This is a genomic window from Shouchella tritolerans, assembly GCF_025770735.1.
Lineage (GTDB): Bacteria > Bacillota > Bacilli > Bacillales > Bacillaceae_D > Shouchella > Shouchella tritolerans.
In genome coordinates this window covers 41470-58686 of record NZ_JAODPB010000007.1, presented here as the reverse complement: position 1 = coordinate 58686, position 17217 = coordinate 41470, and the positions used below count along the sequence as shown (strand labels likewise).

The following is a 17217-nucleotide window of genomic DNA, read 5'->3' as shown; positions in this document are numbered from 1 at the left end:
GGAAACGATGAGAAAACTCGTATGGATGGCTTGTTTGGCGTATTTGCTTGCTGGATTTGGCCATATTATTATCGGTTCTGTCCTAGAGCCAATGATGAATGCGTATCAGCTTGATTACCGTGATGGTGGGCAGCTGATTATGAACCAATTTCTTGGATTTTTAGTAGGGGTGTTGTTTGCGCCCCTCGTCATAAAGGTACTTGGCCGTAGGCTCGTTTTGCTGTTGGCGTTAGCGTTGTTTGCAGCCTCGCAATTGTCGCTGTTCTTGATGCTGCCTTGGAATGTATTGCTTGCAATCATCCCCCTTGGAGGTGCAGGGTTAGGGCTTACGGAGACCGTTCTTGCCGGTTTGATTATTGGCAAGTTGAAGGAAAAAAAGGCTTCGATTATGGTGCTGACAGAAGTGTTTTTCGGGGTAGGCGCGCTGGCTGTGCCCGTCCTTTCCGCTCTATTGATTGCAAATGGAAATTGGAATATGGTCTTTTTGGTCGTCGGTGCAGCTGTGCTAATTAGCTTCTGTTTATGGCTGTTTCTCCGTTTTGATGACTATGAGCCGCTGCTAACAAAAGAAGCCGTTGCCGGTGCTGATGGGGATGAGAGGCCATTAAAGGCTCGTTATCCAAAAACGTCGCTGCCATTGGTTTTAGTTGGCTCATTGTTTTTCTTTTGCTATGTTGGCGTCGAAATGACGTTCCCGAATTATTTGCCTTCGATTTTAGCAATGACATCTGACCTTTCCCCGTCTGTGCTTGCCCTTAGCATTACCGTCTTTTGGGGGGCGATGACGATTGGGCGAATGATCATGGTCTTTGTCGTCGGCAAAGTAAACGTCGCGACCTTGTTTTTGCTTGCTGTTTTTGGCCAGTTAGCGATGCTCGGATTGTTTGCGATTTCTCCCCATTACATCATCCGTTTTATCGTCATCTTTTTCGCAGGGTTGCTAATGGGAGGCATCTTTTCGTTAGGATTGCTTGTCGTGAATGAAGGGCTACCCGGGCTTGAAGACCGGACAACGAGCTTGTTAATTGCGATGGGTGGACTAGGCGGAGCGCTGTTGCCTCGTCTAACAGGAAGCTTGCTTGATCATTACTCCGTGCAAGTAACGCTGCTCGTGATTTTCGCGATTGCAATCGTAATGACAGCGTTGATGTTTCTCATCTTCCATTTTCGCAAACGGTTGTTAAGAGAAGCGGGAAAAGGCGGCAGTGAACGGATAAGTGAAGTTGGGTGACGAGGACGACAGAGAAAAATGTTGTGGGGATGGCCATCTGACAAGTGGATCAAGCGCACAGGAGAGAGAAGACAGTTTGAACGGGGCAGCAATCGCTGCCCCGTTCTTATGTTAATCAGGCAATGTGACGCTTACGTCTTCGCCCACTACCAAGACGCCAAGCTCATGTGTTGTCCACGTCCCACCGTCTAGGTTGCGAATGGTGTCGACGTTGCGCAGCAGCCAAGTGCATGTTCCTGTTACGCCGCTTGCGCTCAAAGCGAGTGTGTTGCCTGTTTTTGAGGCGCGGGCAGAAGCAGCAGCTGTCCCGTTTTCATCGTGGATTGTACACGTTGCTTCACCGTTTATTTCGAATAAATGAAAGGCCACATTTTCGGTATAATCATAGTTCGCTGTTTGCTCTTCTGCTCCGAAAGGAAGAATCGTGTTTTCGCGGACGAGCAGTGGCAATGTTTCATAACTGTGGTGTTCGCTATGCCATTTTCTGCCGTCGATGAACGCGTTTGTCAGGAGGTTGGTCCAATTGCCTGCTGGCGCGTAATAGCGGACGTTCCCTGTTTCATTAAAAATCGGCGCGACGAGAAGGCGGTCGCCAAGCATGTATTGACGGTCAAGTGTGTGGCATGTTTCGTCATCTCGGTATTCGAGCAGCATCGGCCGCAGCATTGGCACGCCATTTTTGCTTGCTTCAACGGCTTTAGCAAATAAATAAGGCATTAATCGGTTTTTTAATTTCGTAAACAACCGTGTGACATCTACCGCTTCCTCGTCATACAGCCATGGCACTTTGTAATCGCCGCTTCCATGGTAGCGGCTATGGGAGGACAGCAAGCCAAATTGCGTCCAACGCTTGTACAGATCAGGCGTTGAGCCTGTTTCAAATCCGCCAATGTCGTGGCTCCAATAGCCAAAGCCAGCTAATCCAAGTGAAAGGCCGCCCCGGAGCGTCTCGGCCATGGAAGCGTATGTGGAAAAGCTATCGCCACCCCAATGGACTGGAAATTGCTGGCCGCCAACCGTTGCCGAGCGGGCAAACAGGACCGCTTTGTTTTTTCCTAGGCGCTTTTCAAGCAATGTGTAAACGGTTTCGTTATAAAGGTGCGTGTAATAGTTATGCATTTTCAGAGGGTCGGCCCCATTTGCATAAACAACGTCCGTCGGTATTCGTTCGCCAAAATCGGTTTTAAAACTATCAACGCCCATGTCAATCAATGCTTCCAGCATTTCTGTATACCACGTTTTTGCCTCTTCATTTGTAAAGTCAACAACGGCAAGGCCAGGCTGCCATTTGTCCCACTGCCACACGCTGCCGTCAGGGCGCTTTAGCAAGTAGCCTTTCTGTTTGGCTTCGGCAAACAGCGGTGATTTTTGGCCGATATAGGGATTGATCCAAACACAAATGTTTAGCCCTTTTTCTTTTAAACGTGAAAGCATGCCTTTTGGGTCTGGAAATGTCCGTTCATCCCACTGGAAGTTGCACCATTCGAACTCTTTCATCCATAAGCAATCAAAATGGAAGACATCAAAAGGCAAGTCCCGTTCTTGCATGCCGTCGACAAACGAATGGACCGTTTTTTCGTCGTAGTTTGTTAAAAACGACGTGCTTAGCCACAAGCCAAATGACCACTTCGGCAGCAGCGGCGGCTTGCCGGTGAGCGTTGTGTAGGTGCGGAGCACATCTTTAAGCGTATCACCAGAAATAATGAAATACTCAAGCTGTTCGCCGGGAACGCTAAATTGCGCTTTTGATACTTTCTCTGAAGCGATTTCAAAAGATACCCGTTCTGGATGGTTGACAAAAACGCCGTAGCCTTTATTGCTTACGTAAAACGGGATGTTTTTGTAAGCTTGCTCGCTGCCAGTGCCGCCGTCTTCGTTCCAAATGTCAACAGACTGGCCATTTTTGACAAATGGCGTAAACCGTTCGCCGAGCCCGTATACGTACTCACCGACGTCAAGTGACAGCTGTTCGCGCATAAATGGGGCCCCGTTGTCATCGATAATGTGGCTTAAGCATTGCCTTTCGCTTGTCGTCACGACTTCGCCTTTTCGGGAAAAAGCGAAACGCCAGTCGTTTTTATTGACTGTTAGCAGAAGTTCGCCGCTTTGGAAAGAAAAGGACTGTTCGTCTTCTTTGCTGGCAACGTCTGCTTTTTCCATATAAAGAGGAAAATCAGGGCCCTTGTCAACGCCGCCTCCGTGGTGGACGCTATGGACGCGAATGACGTCATTCATAGGAGCCGATACAGTGACGGTCATCATACCGCCGTCAAGTGTCATCCCTGGATGAGCAATTTTTTGGAATGGGCCAAACAGTGTTGCCTCTGAGTCTGTTTTGCGAATGTCATACACTTCTTGCGGAGATCGAATCTCAAAGCCTGCTCGATTCATCCAGCAGCCATTGCTAAACTTCATCGTCTCACTCACCTCATTTATATGATAGCGTTTTCGAAATCGGGATTATCGTACATGAGATTGCCGTTATGCGCAATGAGGCAGCTTAAGGGCAAAAAGAAGCAAAACGACGAGAGGACCGGAGAAAAGCCTTGATGGCATACGGTTTTCCAGCAATCGTGTTGTCTTGTTACCTATAATTTTAACATGAAATTTGCACTGATTTTTTCTCTATATGGCGCCCTTGCCTTTGTCCTACACTGAATGTAGAAGTAGGAACAGCAACGATAGCCAAATGGGGCAACTTCTGTGATTGTTGGCACTTCGGACTTACGGTCTACTCGCATCTTCACTCTTTATCTGACAAGTGTTTTCATCAGTCTGACGTCGACTGAATCAAAGCCTTAGCGGATTCCGGGAAATCGGCTTTTTAGGCATACGTTATAATGAGGGCACAATTGAAAGCGTTTGCTTGAAGGAGATGACAACATGAGGAAGGCTTTCCATCAATATGTTTCGACGAAACTGAATCAAATCAAAATAAGGGATAAGCTTATTTTGATGTTCCTGTCTGGCGTGGTCATCCCAATTGCGGTTGTTGGCTTGTTTTTAACCAATGAATTAAAAGCCAATGCCATAAAGGATGCGCAAGAACAGGCAGAAATGAATGTCGAACGTGTCAAACAGCGAATCAATGAAGTGCTGAAAGGGCCCATTATGGTTGCGAACCATTTGCAATTTGATGAACGGTTAAGCGAACTGGTCAACACTGACTACGATCACTCGTTTTCTGTCTTTCAAGCATACCGCTCTTACCCTGATTTTGCCTACCACAAAGGAAACCACCCAGAAATTGAAACCATCCGCCTTTATGTAGACAACCCAACGTTGTTGAATAACTGGACGTTTATACCAGTTGAAGAGTCGCAAATGGCCAGTTGGTACAACATCGCAAAAGCGGATGTAGGCTTTTACCAATGGTTTTATTTGCAAGACGAGACGCAAGGTGGCGGTTACTATTTAAGTTTAATGAAACGGATTAATTTTATTGAATATGGCACATTCGGATTGCTCGTTATTACGATTGCCCCTGACCTGTTGGAAACGATTATGCAACAGGAAACGCACCAGACGGTCGTGGTCGATGAACACAATTCCATTATTTCGTCGTCGGAACCGTCATTCATTGGCGAAAACTTGGACGAGCTTGTCGTGGTGACAGACCAGGGAGAAGGAAAGCGTGGATTTTACGAAGGCCAAGCAAATGGGGAACCGATTCACATGATGGAAACTAGTCTGTTTCCCGAGTTAAGCCAAAACCAACTGCGGATTGTCTCGATTATCCATACGGAGGATATCGTTGGCGCGGCGAAAAAACTTAGTTATTTTGGCATTCTTGTTACCGGGCTCGGCATTGCGTTCTCGTTATTTTTAATCGTGTGGTTTTCATGGGGGTATGTGAATAGGCTCTCGCGTTTAAGCGCGACGATGAAAGAAGTGGCACAAGGCAATTTAACGACGAAAGTGGCGCTCGATGGAACAGATGAAATTGGTCAAATTTCTTTACAGCTGAACAAAATGATTGATGACTTAAACAAATCGATTGCCCAAGTGCTCGAAGCCAATGAACAGAAAACGGCACTTGAACGGAAGCAAAATGAAATGAAATTTAAAATGATGGCAAGCCAAATGAACCCCCATTTTTTGTTTAATACGCTTGAGGCAATCCGTATGCGCGCCCATATGAGCAATGAAACGGACATTGCGAAGGCTGTCAAACGCCTAGGGCAGCTATTGCGAAAAAGTTTAGAAGTCGGCAGCAGCATGATTCCATTGAAGGAGGAACTTGAAATGGTGCGGAGCTATCTAGAAATTCAGTCGTTTCGCTATGGGGAGCGGTTAACGTATGACATGGACGATGCTGTTACAATCGATGAAGTTGCCGTGATTCCTCTCACGATCCAACCGCTCGTCGAAAACGCCGTCTCCCATGGGCTTGAAGCCAATGAGGCAGATGGCTACGTGAACATTTGCGTGAAGCAGGCAGAAGACGGAATATGGATCGAAGTGAGCGATAACGGGATCGGAATGGGGCCACAACGGCAGCAAGAAGTTCGCGCAATGATCGAAGATCCTCTTGAAAAGCCGGAAAACCGGATTGGGTTGCGCAATGTCCATCAGCGTTTAAAACAAACATATGGCACCGACGGGCTCTTGATCAGCAGCAGCCAAGGAGAGGGGACAACGGTGCGTTTTTTTATTCCGAAGGAGGAAGGAAGCCATGTATAAAGTGTTAATTGCCGACGATGAATGGATGATTCGGGAAGGGGTAAAAAATCTAATTCCCTGGAAACACTATGGTTTTGAAGTGGCTAGCTTAGCATGCAATGGCAAAGATGCCCTTGAAAAATACAAACACCATAAGCCTGATTTAGTCATCGCTGATATACGAATGCCACAAATGGACGGGCTGTCTTTGCTGAAGCAAATTCGCACTGAAAACGAAGCTGTCCCTTTTTTATTGCTTAGTGGGCATGCCGACTTTCACTACGCACAAGAGGCGATCGGTCAAGGCGTAGACGGGTATTTGCTCAAGCCTTTAGAGGAAGACGAGCTTATTGAGCATTTGCAAATCGTCTTTCACAAATTGGAACAAAAAAAGCAAACGCATGTCTTGCACCAGCAAAGTGTACGGTTCGAGCAACAACGACTTCTGCTCAACCTGTTGGAAGGAAAACCGCTTCCGCCAAGTGTGGACATCTCTCGGCTTGGCCTTGCTGCCTCACGCTATCAAATATTTTTGGTACACGCTGGGGAGAGAGACGAGTTAGAGCACTTAGCCGAACAAATTCCCCACACCGCCGTGCCCTTTGCCAAAGGCGGGCACGCTGGTTTATTGATTTGCCATAGGCAAGGGGGATTGGCGAAAAGCGAGTTGCAGCAGTGGGCGTCTCACCTGCTCGCCCATATGCGCCATGGGGCATTAGGGAAGTGTGTTCGCAAGCTGTCTGCGATTCAAGTTTCCTATACTGCTGCTAAAAAGCTTCTTTCACTCGCCTTTTATGCAGACAAAGGAAGTGTGATTTCAGAACGGCCGACTGTGCTCCAAAGCGGTCAGCCAGCGAAAAAGCCGCTTTCGTTTTATGAAGAGCGCGCCTATTTGGCGCTCCATATTGGTGAGAAAGAGCCGGCCAAACAGGCGGTCTCCGATTTTTTGGCGGATGTCGCTGCCGGGGGTATGAAGGAGGCTCCTTTAAAAGCAAAAGCAAGTGAATTGGCGCTGAACGTCATCCAACGCTTAATCGCTAGCCGTGTATTGGCAAAGGAATGGGCGCAAAAAGGCTATCGCTTCACGGCCCAGCTCCAAGAAGCGGAAGACTTTTTACAATTGCGGCATGTGCTTCTATGTTTGTGCGACGAGCTTGCTGCGAATACGAACGTGCGCAGCAACGATGCCGCCGTTAAAAAAATGATCGATATGATTGATAGCCGCTACGACGAAAATTTGCGGCTTGAGACGATTTCTGCCGTTTTAAACTACAACAGCGCCTATTTAGGCAAACGGTTTAAACAAGAAACAGGCGATTATTTTAACACGTATTTGGATAAAGTCCGCATTAACAAAAGCAAAGAGCTGCTTCGCGCTGGCTGCAAAGTATATGAAGCGGCAGAAAAAGTTGGCTATCCCAATGTCGATTATTTTCACCGCAAGTTTAAAAAATACACGGGAATGTCGCCGTCGGCATTCAGAAAAAAAGGCTAGGCCCTCCAATTTTGGCCTGATTTCTAGTCGGATTTAGTTGGTATTTCCAAAATCGAAATCCAGCTAAGATGAAAGACAGAGAGGCGGGGGTGAAATGAAGCTCACAAAAAAGAAAGCGCATTCAGTCGCTGCTGCGCCTTTAGGGCAAAAACGCTCCTTTTGGCAAACTGTACTGCAGCAACGGTATCTCTATGCGATGTCATTGCCGTTTGTCGCCTGGGTGTTTGTATTCCATTATTTGCCGTTGTTCGGCTGGACGATGGCCTTTCAAGATTATCGCCCAGGGCTGGCCTTTTTTGAGCAGGAATGGGTAGGGCTCAAGCATTTCATTGAGTTGTTCCAAGATGAACGCTTTTACTTAGTGTTGCGGAACACGTTAGTCATGAGCATTTTAGGGTTGCTTGTCGGTTTTACATTTCCAATTCTATTTGCCGTGCTGTTAAACGAAGCGCGGGCAAAATTGTTTAAAAAGACTGTACAAACCGTTTCGTACTTGCCCCATTTTGTCTCGTGGGTCGTTGTTGCCGGGATTGTCACAAAAATGCTTTCTGTTGATGGAGGCATTGTCAATGAAATTCTCGTGGCAACAGGGGCTGCTGATAAGCCGATCCAATTTATGACGAAAGGCGAATGGTTTTGGATTATTGTCACACTTGCTGATTTGTGGAAGGAAATGGGCTGGAACTCGATCATCTTTTTGGCGGCAATGGCTGGAGTCGATCCTCAGCTTTATGAGGCGGCAAAAGTCGATGGCGCCAGCAGGTGGCGGCAAATTTGGCATATTACGTTGCCAGGCATCCGCCCAACGATCTTAGTCGTGCTCATTCTGTCGATTGGCAGCTTAATGACCATCGGTTTTGAAAAGCAATTTTTGCTTGGAAACCCGACAGTTGTTAACTATTCTGAAGTACTTGATTTGTATGCGTTAAATTATGGCATTAACCTTAGTCGTTTTTCTTATGGGACAGCGATCGGCATTTTCAACTCGCTTGTAGCGATTATTCTGCTTTTTATTGCAAACGGCATATTCAAACGCTATTCCAATCAAAGTGTCATGTAAGGGGGGAGGGAAGTGAATAAAAGCAAGCCGATGCGTTTTTTAACAAGCGATGGGTTGTTTAATGTGATCAATTACTGTTTTTTAACAATCGTGTTTTTAGCAACGCTTTACCCTTTTTTAAACGTGCTGGCGATTTCTTTAAATGATTCAACCGACACAGTTCGAGGCGGCATTTACATTTGGCCTCGGGAATGGACGCTTGAGAATTACCGAACGATCTTCCAATACGACCATTTGGTGACAGGGTTCATCAATTCCGTGTTGCGGACGATCATTGGCACTGTGCTTGGCGTTTTCTCATCGGCCATGGTTGCGTTTACACTGAGCCGCGCCGATTTTCAAGGGCGAAAGTTTGTGTCGACGACGCTTGTGTTGACGCTTTATTTTACAGGAGGATTAATTCCCGGCTACATGTTAATGAGAGAGTTGAACTTAATTAACACGTTTTGGGTCTATGTTCTCCCTGGAATGGTGAATGCGTTTCACATTATCATCGTCCGCTCGTTTATGGACGGGCTGCCGTACTCCCTTCAGGAATCGGCCAAGATGGATGGCGCCAATGATTTTACGATTTTTTGGCGCATTATCATGCCATTATGTACGCCCGTGCTTGCGACGATTGCCTTGTTTGTCGCAGTTGGCCAGTGGAATGCTTGGTTTGATACGTATTTGTACAATGGCAGCAATCCAGACTTGACGACATTGCAGTATGAACTGATGAAAATCTTGCAAAATACGACAATGGGCGGTTCTGGCGATGCCAACGCTTACCGCAGCATAAGCGGCGAACAAGCCGCGCAAACGGTCTCGCCTGAGTCGATTAAAATGGCGATTTCAATGGTGACGGTCGTGCCGATTTTATTGGTTTACCCATTTTTACAGCGCTTTTTCGTCCAAGGCATGACGCTCGGTGCTGTAAAAAGCTAAATGATAAAAAGGGGGAAGAAGACATGGAGAAAAGAAGCGTGGTAAGGGTATCAACCATCGCTGGAGCGGTTATAGTGGCACTGGGAATGGCCGGGTGCACGAGCGATGATGCTAGCAATGAGTCAGACGATAGCCCGGTTACATTTACGTTGTTTAGCGCCGATCCTCACTCCCAGTGGGACAACATGGAAAGCCCTGTTAGCCAAAAAGTGATGGAAGAAACAGGCGTTACGTTGCAGCCTGAATTCGATGTCAACGGAGGCGAGCAAAAAATTGCCTTAATGGCGGCAAGTGGCGATTACCCAGATTTCATTTTGCCAAAAGGCTCTGCGAGCACACTTGTCAACGCCGGCGCCTTTATTGACTTGACAGACTTGATCGAAGAGCACGGCCCGAATTTAAAGAAAGTGTATGGCGACTACTTTAACCGCCTAAAATGGAGCGAAGAAGACGAGAGCATTTACATTTTGCCGACTGCGCCAATCGACCATACGTATTGGGAGCCTGGCAACGGCTTTATGCTCCAGCATGAAGTCGTAAAAGAACTCGGTTATCCTGACATTCGCACAGTCAAAGATTTTGAAGACGCGATCCGTGCTTACATGGAGGAAAATCCGACAATTGATGGCCAGCCGACACTCGGTTTGTCGTTATTGGCTGATGATTGGCGGATTATGATATCGACAACGAATCCGGCTTTCTATGCGACTGGAGCTTCAGACGACGGCGAGTTTTATATTGACCCAGACACCTATGAAGCGACGATGCATTACCGCCGCGCGGAAGAAAAGGAATATTTCCGCTGGCTGAACCATATGAATGACAGCGGTTTACTAGACCCAGAAAGCTTCGTGCAAAAATACGACCAATATTTAGAGAAAATCTCATCAGGGCGTGTGCTTGGGCTCATTGATGCAGATTGGCAAGTGGACGATGCGGAAAGGGCATTGCGAGAAGCAGGCAAACATGAACGGATGTACGGCATGTATCCTGTGACATTAACGGAAGAATACAAGCACCCTAATTTCCAAGATACAGGGTATCTTGGCGGCTGGGGCATCGGCATATCTGTCGACAATGAAGACCCAGTCAAGGCGATTCAATTTCTGGATTACCTCGCTTCAGAAGAGGGGCAAATCCTGCAAAACTGGGGATTGGAAGGAGAACATTATGAAATCGTCGATGGCAAGCGTGTCATCCCTCCAGAAGAAATGGAGGAACGGAATAACAATGCCAACTACGTAAAGGAAACGGGCATTGGCGTTTTAAAGGGCTTCGCTCCAGCTTACGGCGATGGTGTGGAAGATTCGACAGGGCAAACATTCACAATCGCCAATACAGAGCAAATCATCGATTCCTATACAGAAGTAGAAAAAGAAGTCTTAAGCAACTATGGCGCTGAGATGTGGAAAGACTTATACCCACAAGAAGACGAATTTCCAGTTAAGCCATGGGGAGCTGCTTACAATATTCCAGTTGATTCTTCCTCCGATTTGAATGTCATCATGCAGCGCTGCCTTGATATTGTCAAACGCAAAGTTCCTGAAGCGATTTTAGCATCTCCAGAGGAATTTGATAAAGTCTGGGATGAGTTTATGGCCGAGCTTGAAGGAGCTGGCGTCGAAGAAGCCGAAGAAGAATACACGGAACTTGTGCGCACACGCGTTGAATTGTGGAATGACTGACGATCACGGTGGCTGACCACAACACATCAGCGGAGACGACGGATGCGAGCGTTTGGCTACAAGCATCACTCAGACTGATGGTCTGAGAACCTGCGGCAAGCAGGTTCTTTTTTTAATCTATATACAAAAGGAGGAAGAACAGATGCAACTGACCGAACAGCAACCAGCGCGGACGTGGACCGAAGCCTATCCGATTGGAAATGGGCGGATAGGGGCGATGGTTTATGGCGGTGTTGAACACGAAAAAATGGCTTTAAACATGGACAGCCTTTGGTCAGGGCCGCCTGCTAAAAGAAACCAAGCGCCTGTGAAAGGAACAGTAGCGAACATGCGCGCAGCCATTGCCGCAAGAGACTTTCAGGCGGCAAGTCGATATGCAAAAGACATGCAAGGCCCATACACGCAATCGTATTTGCCACTCGGCGATTTGCATATCTCGTTTCCTTTACGTACGCATTCAAGCACTGATTATGAACGGAGGCTTCAGTTAGAAACGGCAACGGTGACGGTGGAAGACGGGTTATACAAACGAAGCGTTTTTGCTAGTAAGCCTGACGAGGCCATCATTTTGCGTTTAGAGGCAGTTGCCGAGCTGCCGTTATCTTTTTCGGCGTGGCTAACATCGCCATTGCGTACGATTGAATGGCCCGATCAGGACCATGTCGGACTAGCAGGTTGGTGCCCAGAACATGTGGACCCCAACTATGCTCCATCTTCAGAGCCGATTCGTTACACAAGCTATGAAACATCGTCGGCGATCCGCTTTGCTAGTGCGATACAATTACTAGAAACAGACGGGAACGCAGCGGTTAAAAACAACAAACTCGTTGTCGAGGATGCCCGTTATGCAACGGTGCTCGTTCTTATGGAAACTAGTTTTGCATCAGCACAGGCAGCCCAAGGCAAAGAGCCAGCTACGCTCATTCGCAAACGCCTCAGCGAAACGGTTACGAGCACGTACGAGACGTTGCAGAGCCGGCATTTGCAAGACTATCAATCCCTTTTTCAACGGATGACGTTTACCCTTAACGAAACGGAACGAGAGAAGCTTTCCACAAGCGAACGCCTCGCCAAGTACGGCGCCAATGATGGTAAGCTGGTTGAGCTGCTCTTTCAAATGGGCCGTTATCTCCTCCTTGCTAGCTCAAGGGAGGGGACAGAGGCAGCCAATCTCCAAGGAATATGGAATGAACACATTCAACCGCCTTGGAGCAGCAATTATACGTTAAACATTAATGCACAAATGAACTATTGGCCAGCAGAAACCGCCGCTTTGCCAGAATGCCATCAGCCTTTTTTAACATTTATCGAAGAGCTGGCCGAGCAAGGAAAAGCTGTCGCCAAAAATTACTACCAATGTAGGGGCTGGACAGCGCACCACAATAGCGACATTTGGCGGCAAGCAGAGCCAGTCGGCGGTTTTGGCGACGGCGATCCTGTCTGGGCTTTTTGGCCAATGGCAGCTCCGTGGCTCACGCGCCATTTGTGGGAGCATTATTTGTTTTCAGCGGATCGTTCCTATTTAACGGAGCGCGCCTATCCAGTCATGAAAGGCGCCGTATTATTTTGCCTAGATTGGCTCGTCCAAGATGAAAGCGGCGCCGTCTATACGAGCCCGTCAACTTCGCCAGAGCATCGCTTTCTGTATAAAGGCCAGCCTTATCCAGTCTCCGAAGGCGCTGTGATGGATCTTGCCTTACTGGAAGATGTCTTTCACCTTTTTTTAGCGGCAAACGAGCTAGTAGGCGGAGATCAGCAGTTGGCTACCGATGTGAAAGATGCTTTAAATCAGTTGAAAAAGCCGACGTTAAGCGCTGAAGGAGCGTTGCAAGAGTGGACGCACGGCTTTCCAGGAGAAAACATTCACCATCGTCATCTGTCTCATTTGTATGGTGTCTATCCAGGCAGCCAGTGGAGCAGCAACCACCAACAAAAACGTTACCAAGCAGCGAAGCAATCGTTAAGCGAACGGGGCGACGGAGGGACTGGCTGGAGTTTGGCGTGGAAGCTCTGTTTATGGGCACGATTTCTTGACGGGGAACGGACAGATGCGCTCATTTCCCGTTTTATGCAACCAGTGCGCGAAGGCGATGAACAGCATGAAAGCGGCGGCGTCTACCCGAATTTGTTTTCCGCCCACCCACCTTTCCAAATTGATGGCAATTTTGGCTTTGTTGCCGGAGTGATTGAAACGCTCGTCCAGTCCCATGAAGGGTTTATCCGGTTGTTGCCGGCTCTTCCCCATCGTTGGAAACAAGGCGCTATTACAGGAGTCAGATGCCGAGGCGGTTTTACCATTGATCTCGAATGGCAAAACAGCAGCGTTCTTGCTTGTACCGTCTATGCCAGTTGTGAGAATGCTTGCATCGTCGTCTTCCCAAATGTGATGAGTACGACTGAAAACGGAGAGCGAATTTCCATTGATGCAGGCAAGCTTTATGCGTTTAAGGCGGAAAAAGGCAAATGCTATACCTTTCAAAACAATGGTTAATGTGGAGCGGAAAACGGTAATAATCAATAGAGAGGCACGCTAAGCGCTTGCACGAGTTTGCCGAATGAGAAGGAGGGCGCGGTTGTGAAAAAAATCGTTTTAGTGGGCGGAGCAGGGACGATTGGCGCTATTCTTGCGGAAGGGCTAAAGGACAAGTATGAAATCGTCGTCATGGACGTGCAAAAGCCAGACGACAATGTGGCTTTTATTGAAGGGGATGCCATTGATTATCACGGTCTCTTAGAAAAGCTTCCTGATGACACAGATACGATTGTCAATTTGTTGCGGATCGAGTCAACAAAGGGCATTGACAGCAAAGAGCAATTTGACGACATGACGGCGTTGTTTTTCAATGCCAGTTATTATCTGTTATTGGCAGCGCAAACAAAAGGCGTTCGCCGGGTCGTGTTTGCGAGCAGCAACCATGTGACGGATGGTTACGAAAAAGACGGCTACTCTTTATTGCCACGGGAAATTACCGTTGACGATTTTCCGAAAACGAACAGTCTTTATGGCGTGCTGAAATTTGCCTCTGAACAGCTAGGTTATTTGTTTGCCAAAGAAGGCAAGCTATCTGTCATCAACTTGCGGATCGCCTCTGTCCCTCCAGCCGAAAAACGAAAACAGCCAAATGATCGACTTGAGCGGACGTTGCTTGCCGATGAAGACTTAGTGGCACTCGTTCAAGCGTCGATTGAAACAGACAAAAACTACGGGACGTATTATGGCGTTTCTGACAATCGCCATAAACCGTGGAGCACATTAAACGCCTACCAGGAGCTAGGATTTGGCGGAAAAGCAAGCAAAAGGGAGTAGGGAAGGAAATAGGGTTGTCCAAAAAGGCCGCGTGTCTATTTGGGCAGCCTTTTTTAAAAGGAATGGCATAACAGACGACGAATGATAAGATAGGTAGGAAACAGATAGATAGAATGAAGGGGTTATGATTATGGAAGATATTTTACAAAAAGTAGATGACAGCAATTATTTTTGGCAAGACGATAACGTTAGATTGCGTGCGATCCAACCTGAAGATTGGCAAGGAGACTATCTTAGTAAGTTTGATACACCGGCTCGTCGTTTTTTGGCATGCGCGATTGAGTTGCCTCCTACTATTTCAGGTTCTAAAACGTTTGCAGAGGAACATGCAGATTTTGCTTCAACAAATGGAAGAATCATGTTTACGATCGAAAATGAAGAAGGTAAGAATATAGGCGGTATTAATTTAAATAGTATCGACGAAAGAAATGGCACATTCAGTATTGGGATCATCATTGATAAAGAGCACCGGGGAAAGGGATACGGTACGAGCGCCATGAACATTCTTTTAAAGTATGCTTTCCTTGAACGAAGACTTCACAAATTCAATGATTGTGTTCTTGAAGGAAATGAAGGTTCTGTTAAAATGATGGAAAAGCTTGGCTGCGTTCAAGAAGGGGTACGTCGTCAAGTTGTGTACATAAACGGACAATATGTGGATTTAATACTATTTGGATTAACAAAAGATGAATTTGTTGAAGCGCGGAAAGAAGAATATACGTTTGGCTAAGGAGCGATTCTTCAATCAGAAGATCGCTTTTTTCTTATTACCTTTAAACGGACAGGGAGTGTAAGGGGATAGATAGGTCAAGGACTTCCAACATTGTGGAAGTCCTTGACTGTAGACTAACGACAACCTGAAAACCAACGTTTAACGAAGTTTTTGCGGCCACGTGCCAGCCCAAGCATAGCCATAACGTCGTTCTTGTTCAACGTTCATAATGTCATGGTGGATGACGCCATCACGCCCTGAAAAAATCGGGCGGTTGGTGCCGATTTGATAAAAACGATACCATGTCTCTGCCCCAGGCTCATGGAAAAAATGGGGCTCAACGCGGCGCTCGTAGCGTGTGTCAGCGACACGGGCTTCATCCATCCACGCCCGCGCGGCAGCGACCGCTTCCCGGACAGCGGCTGATTGGTTTGGTTGTTCTTCCAACCATTGGACAATGCCTACCGATTCATCTGTTGCAATCGAAGGGTGCTCATAAGCGCGCCCGTGCTGTGGTTCCAACGTCACAGGATCATGTTGTTGGCCCCAGGCGGTTTTTTTGCCGTTGGCGACGATTTGGGCACGTAAAATATAATCCAATCCGCCCTCAATTGAAGCGGCCATTTCACTGCGCTGTGAATCGTTGAATAAGTCGCCTCCAAATGGTGCTTTTCCTTGGCGGGCGTCTTCAAGCAAACGGAGGACGTTGACCATCGCATGGTCGTTAAAAGTGACATAATTGGAGTACCATACGGAACTGGACGGGTCGCTGCCCCGTTGTGGATACACTTGGCGAAAGCCGCCGCTCGGATATTGGAGTTTATAAAGGAAATCAATGCCGTTGTGGACGCTTGCTTTAAAGCGTTCGTCTTTTGTCAGTTGGTACGCTTCGGCAACAACGCGAATTTCATCGACGGTGGCATCATTGTCAATCGTCCCAAGTTCTTTTCCATTTGAAGTCCAAACTGATTTCGCTTCCCTGCCGTTCCAGTCTCGCATATACATTTGCGGCATGTCTTTCGACCAGCCGCCATGGTCCATTTGCCAAGTCAACAGGTGGTTGGCTTGTTTAATGATCGTTTCGTTGGAAACCGTTGCTTCTTCTGCGGCGGCAGTCGTGGATGCCAGCATAACGAAAAAGCCAGCACATAATCCGGAAATAACAAGCTTGGACATTCGTTTAAGCGCTTTCAAAAATGACCATCCTCCTTTAGTTAAGTTGCCTTTAGCATAACAAAGAAGAATTGACTGATTTTGTTTATCTGCCACCTAAAGATTGCCTATTTTTGTGCAAATAGGAATGACGGTATTGAATCGGCGAAACCGCCATTATACGTTTAAAGACGCGATGAAAATGTTCGAGGCTGGCAAAGCCTGCTCTCTGGCAGACGATTTTAACAGGCAAGCTTGACTCTCCCAATAGTTTGCAAGCCTCTGCAATGCGGACTTTTTGAATGTACTCGCTTAAACGAGTACCTGTGACATGTTTGAATAGCCGGCTTACGTAGGAAGGGCTTAAGTGGACATGAGAGGCAAGCCGATTAAGGTCTAACCGCTCCTGGTAATGCTGTTCGATGTGCTGAATTAGCTGTGATGCCACTCGTGTTTGTTCGGAAAGGGCTGGCAACGGCTGTTGCTCCATGTGCAGCGTAAAATCAAGCGCCCGCTTGCTTTCGATTAACAGCTGTGACAGCAGCGATTGCTGATAAAGAAGGCTTTCCTTCGTAGCAGGACTGTTGTACTCTTTAAGAAGCTGCATAAAAAGCTGATTAAACCCATCTGCCCGCTTTTGCGGAATTTGCAAAACGGTAAAAGCAGGGGAGAGCAGCGGTTTAGCCAGTTTTTTTAAATCGTTTGAGAGAATCGCTGGTTGGAAATTAACGACATAACGGGCATGTTCAGGTACAGGAGCGGCTTTCATTCTATGGATGAAGTGGGGTGAAATAATTAATAGTGTGTGCTTCTTTAACAAGATCGAGCCGTTTTTGGACATGAACAGACGCTCGCCTTCTTCCAGCCAATGAAACTCAAAATCGTTATGGAGATGGTAATGGTTCATATCAAACGGCGGTTTTATCTTGCAGTTGTAATGTACATAAATAGAGCGGCTTCGGACAGAAATGGCCAATCGGTTCATA

At 47.2% G+C, this 17217-nt stretch carries 12 protein-coding genes; 9 read left to right on the top strand and 3 right to left on the bottom strand.

Annotation, left to right across the window (positions count from 1 at the left end):
* The first annotated feature begins 7 nt into the window (after window positions 1–7).
* Window positions 8–1231, top strand: coding sequence for an MFS transporter (locus N6H06_RS19210; RefSeq protein ID WP_263707737.1), 1224 nt, complete (start codon window positions 8–10; stop codon window positions 1229–1231).
* 111 nt (window positions 1232–1342) lie between these two features.
* Here N6H06_RS19210 and yicI read toward each other — a convergent pair whose 3' ends face one another.
* Entirely contained in the window at window positions 1343–3646 is a 2304-nt protein-coding gene (yicI, locus tag N6H06_RS19205; protein ID WP_263707736.1) for an alpha-xylosidase, read from the bottom strand.
* Between the two features lie 468 nt (window positions 3647–4114).
* On the opposite strand from yicI, the gene N6H06_RS19200 reads away from it, so the two are divergent.
* The 8 genes from N6H06_RS19200 (at window position 4115) to N6H06_RS19165 (ending at window position 15097) form a co-directional block, all read left to right on the top strand.
* The gene (locus N6H06_RS19200; protein WP_263707735.1) at window positions 4115–5914 is read left to right on the top strand and encodes a sensor histidine kinase; all 1800 of its coding nucleotides are present in this window, start codon (window positions 4115–4117) and stop codon (window positions 5912–5914) included.
* Complete coding sequence (locus N6H06_RS19195) at window positions 5907–7388, top strand: response regulator transcription factor (RefSeq protein ID WP_213029426.1); 1482 nt, start codon at window positions 5907–5909, stop codon at window positions 7386–7388. Before N6H06_RS19200 ends, N6H06_RS19195 begins: the two co-directional genes overlap by 8 nt.
* 94 nt (window positions 7389–7482) lie before the next feature.
* The gene (locus N6H06_RS19190; protein ID WP_062750148.1) at window positions 7483–8448 is read left to right on the top strand and encodes an ABC transporter permease; all 966 of its coding nucleotides are present in this window, start codon (window positions 7483–7485) and stop codon (window positions 8446–8448) included.
* A 30-nt stretch (window positions 8449–8478) separates the two neighbouring features.
* Window positions 8479–9375 carry a carbohydrate ABC transporter permease gene (locus N6H06_RS19185; protein WP_035202095.1) on the top strand — a complete coding sequence of 299 codons (897 nt, stop codon included), beginning with the start codon at window positions 8479–8481 and terminating at the stop codon, window positions 9373–9375.
* Window positions 9376–9398: 23 nt separating this feature from the next.
* Entirely contained in the window at window positions 9399–11060 is a 1662-nt protein-coding gene (locus tag N6H06_RS19180; RefSeq protein WP_263707734.1) for an ABC transporter substrate-binding protein, read from the top strand.
* A 142-nt stretch (window positions 11061–11202) separates the two neighbouring features.
* Window positions 11203–13551 (top strand): glycoside hydrolase family 95 protein, encoded by a 2349-nt coding sequence (locus N6H06_RS19175; protein ID WP_263707733.1) that lies wholly within the window; start codon window positions 11203–11205, stop codon window positions 13549–13551.
* 84 nt (window positions 13552–13635) lie between these two features.
* A complete protein-coding gene (locus N6H06_RS19170) occupies window positions 13636–14367 on the top strand; it encodes an NAD-dependent epimerase/dehydratase family protein (protein ID WP_213029424.1) in 732 nt (243 codons plus the stop codon).
* Window positions 14368–14497: 130 nt separating this feature from the next.
* Window positions 14498–15097 (top strand): GNAT family N-acetyltransferase, encoded by a 600-nt coding sequence (locus N6H06_RS19165; protein ID WP_249413936.1) that lies wholly within the window; start codon window positions 14498–14500, stop codon window positions 15095–15097.
* 141 nt (window positions 15098–15238) lie between these two features.
* Here the strand turns inward: N6H06_RS19165 and pelA are convergent, their stop codons facing one another.
* Both pelA and N6H06_RS19155 read right to left on the bottom strand, forming a co-directional pair.
* On the bottom strand, window positions 15239–16273 hold the full coding sequence (gene pelA / locus N6H06_RS19160; protein ID WP_263707732.1) for a pectate lyase: 1035 nt from the start codon (window positions 16271–16273) through the stop codon (window positions 15239–15241).
* Between the two features lie 64 nt (window positions 16274–16337).
* Complete coding sequence (locus tag N6H06_RS19155) at window positions 16338–17216, bottom strand: AraC family transcriptional regulator (protein WP_062750142.1); 879 nt, start codon at window positions 17214–17216, stop codon at window positions 16338–16340.
* Window position 17217: the final 1 nt, after the last annotated feature.

Excerpts from the sequence above, each read along its gene's own strand:
- N6H06_RS19155 (WP_062750142.1), bottom strand. The coding sequence starts at position 17,216 with ATGAACCGATTGGCCATTTCTGTCCGAAGCCGCTCTATTTATGTACAT.
- N6H06_RS19185 (WP_035202095.1), top strand. The coding sequence starts at position 8,479 with ATGCGTTTTTTAACAAGCGATGGGTTGTTTAATGTGATCAATTACTGT.
- N6H06_RS19190 (WP_062750148.1), top strand. The coding sequence starts at position 7,483 with ATGAAGCTCACAAAAAAGAAAGCGCATTCAGTCGCTGCTGCGCCTTTA.
- N6H06_RS19195 (WP_213029426.1), top strand. The coding sequence starts at position 5,907 with ATGTATAAAGTGTTAATTGCCGACGATGAATGGATGATTCGGGAAGGG.
- N6H06_RS19165 (WP_249413936.1), top strand. The coding sequence starts at position 14,498 with ATGGAAGATATTTTACAAAAAGTAGATGACAGCAATTATTTTTGGCAA.
- N6H06_RS19210 (WP_263707737.1), top strand. The coding sequence starts at position 8 with ATGAGAAAACTCGTATGGATGGCTTGTTTGGCGTATTTGCTTGCTGGA.
- N6H06_RS19175 (WP_263707733.1), top strand. The coding sequence starts at position 11,203 with ATGCAACTGACCGAACAGCAACCAGCGCGGACGTGGACCGAAGCCTAT.
- N6H06_RS19180 (WP_263707734.1), top strand. The coding sequence starts at position 9,399 with ATGGAGAAAAGAAGCGTGGTAAGGGTATCAACCATCGCTGGAGCGGTT.
- N6H06_RS19200 (WP_263707735.1), top strand. The coding sequence starts at position 4,115 with ATGAGGAAGGCTTTCCATCAATATGTTTCGACGAAACTGAATCAAATC.
- yicI (WP_263707736.1), bottom strand. The coding sequence starts at position 3,646 with ATGAAGTTTAGCAATGGCTGCTGGATGAATCGAGCAGGCTTTGAGATT.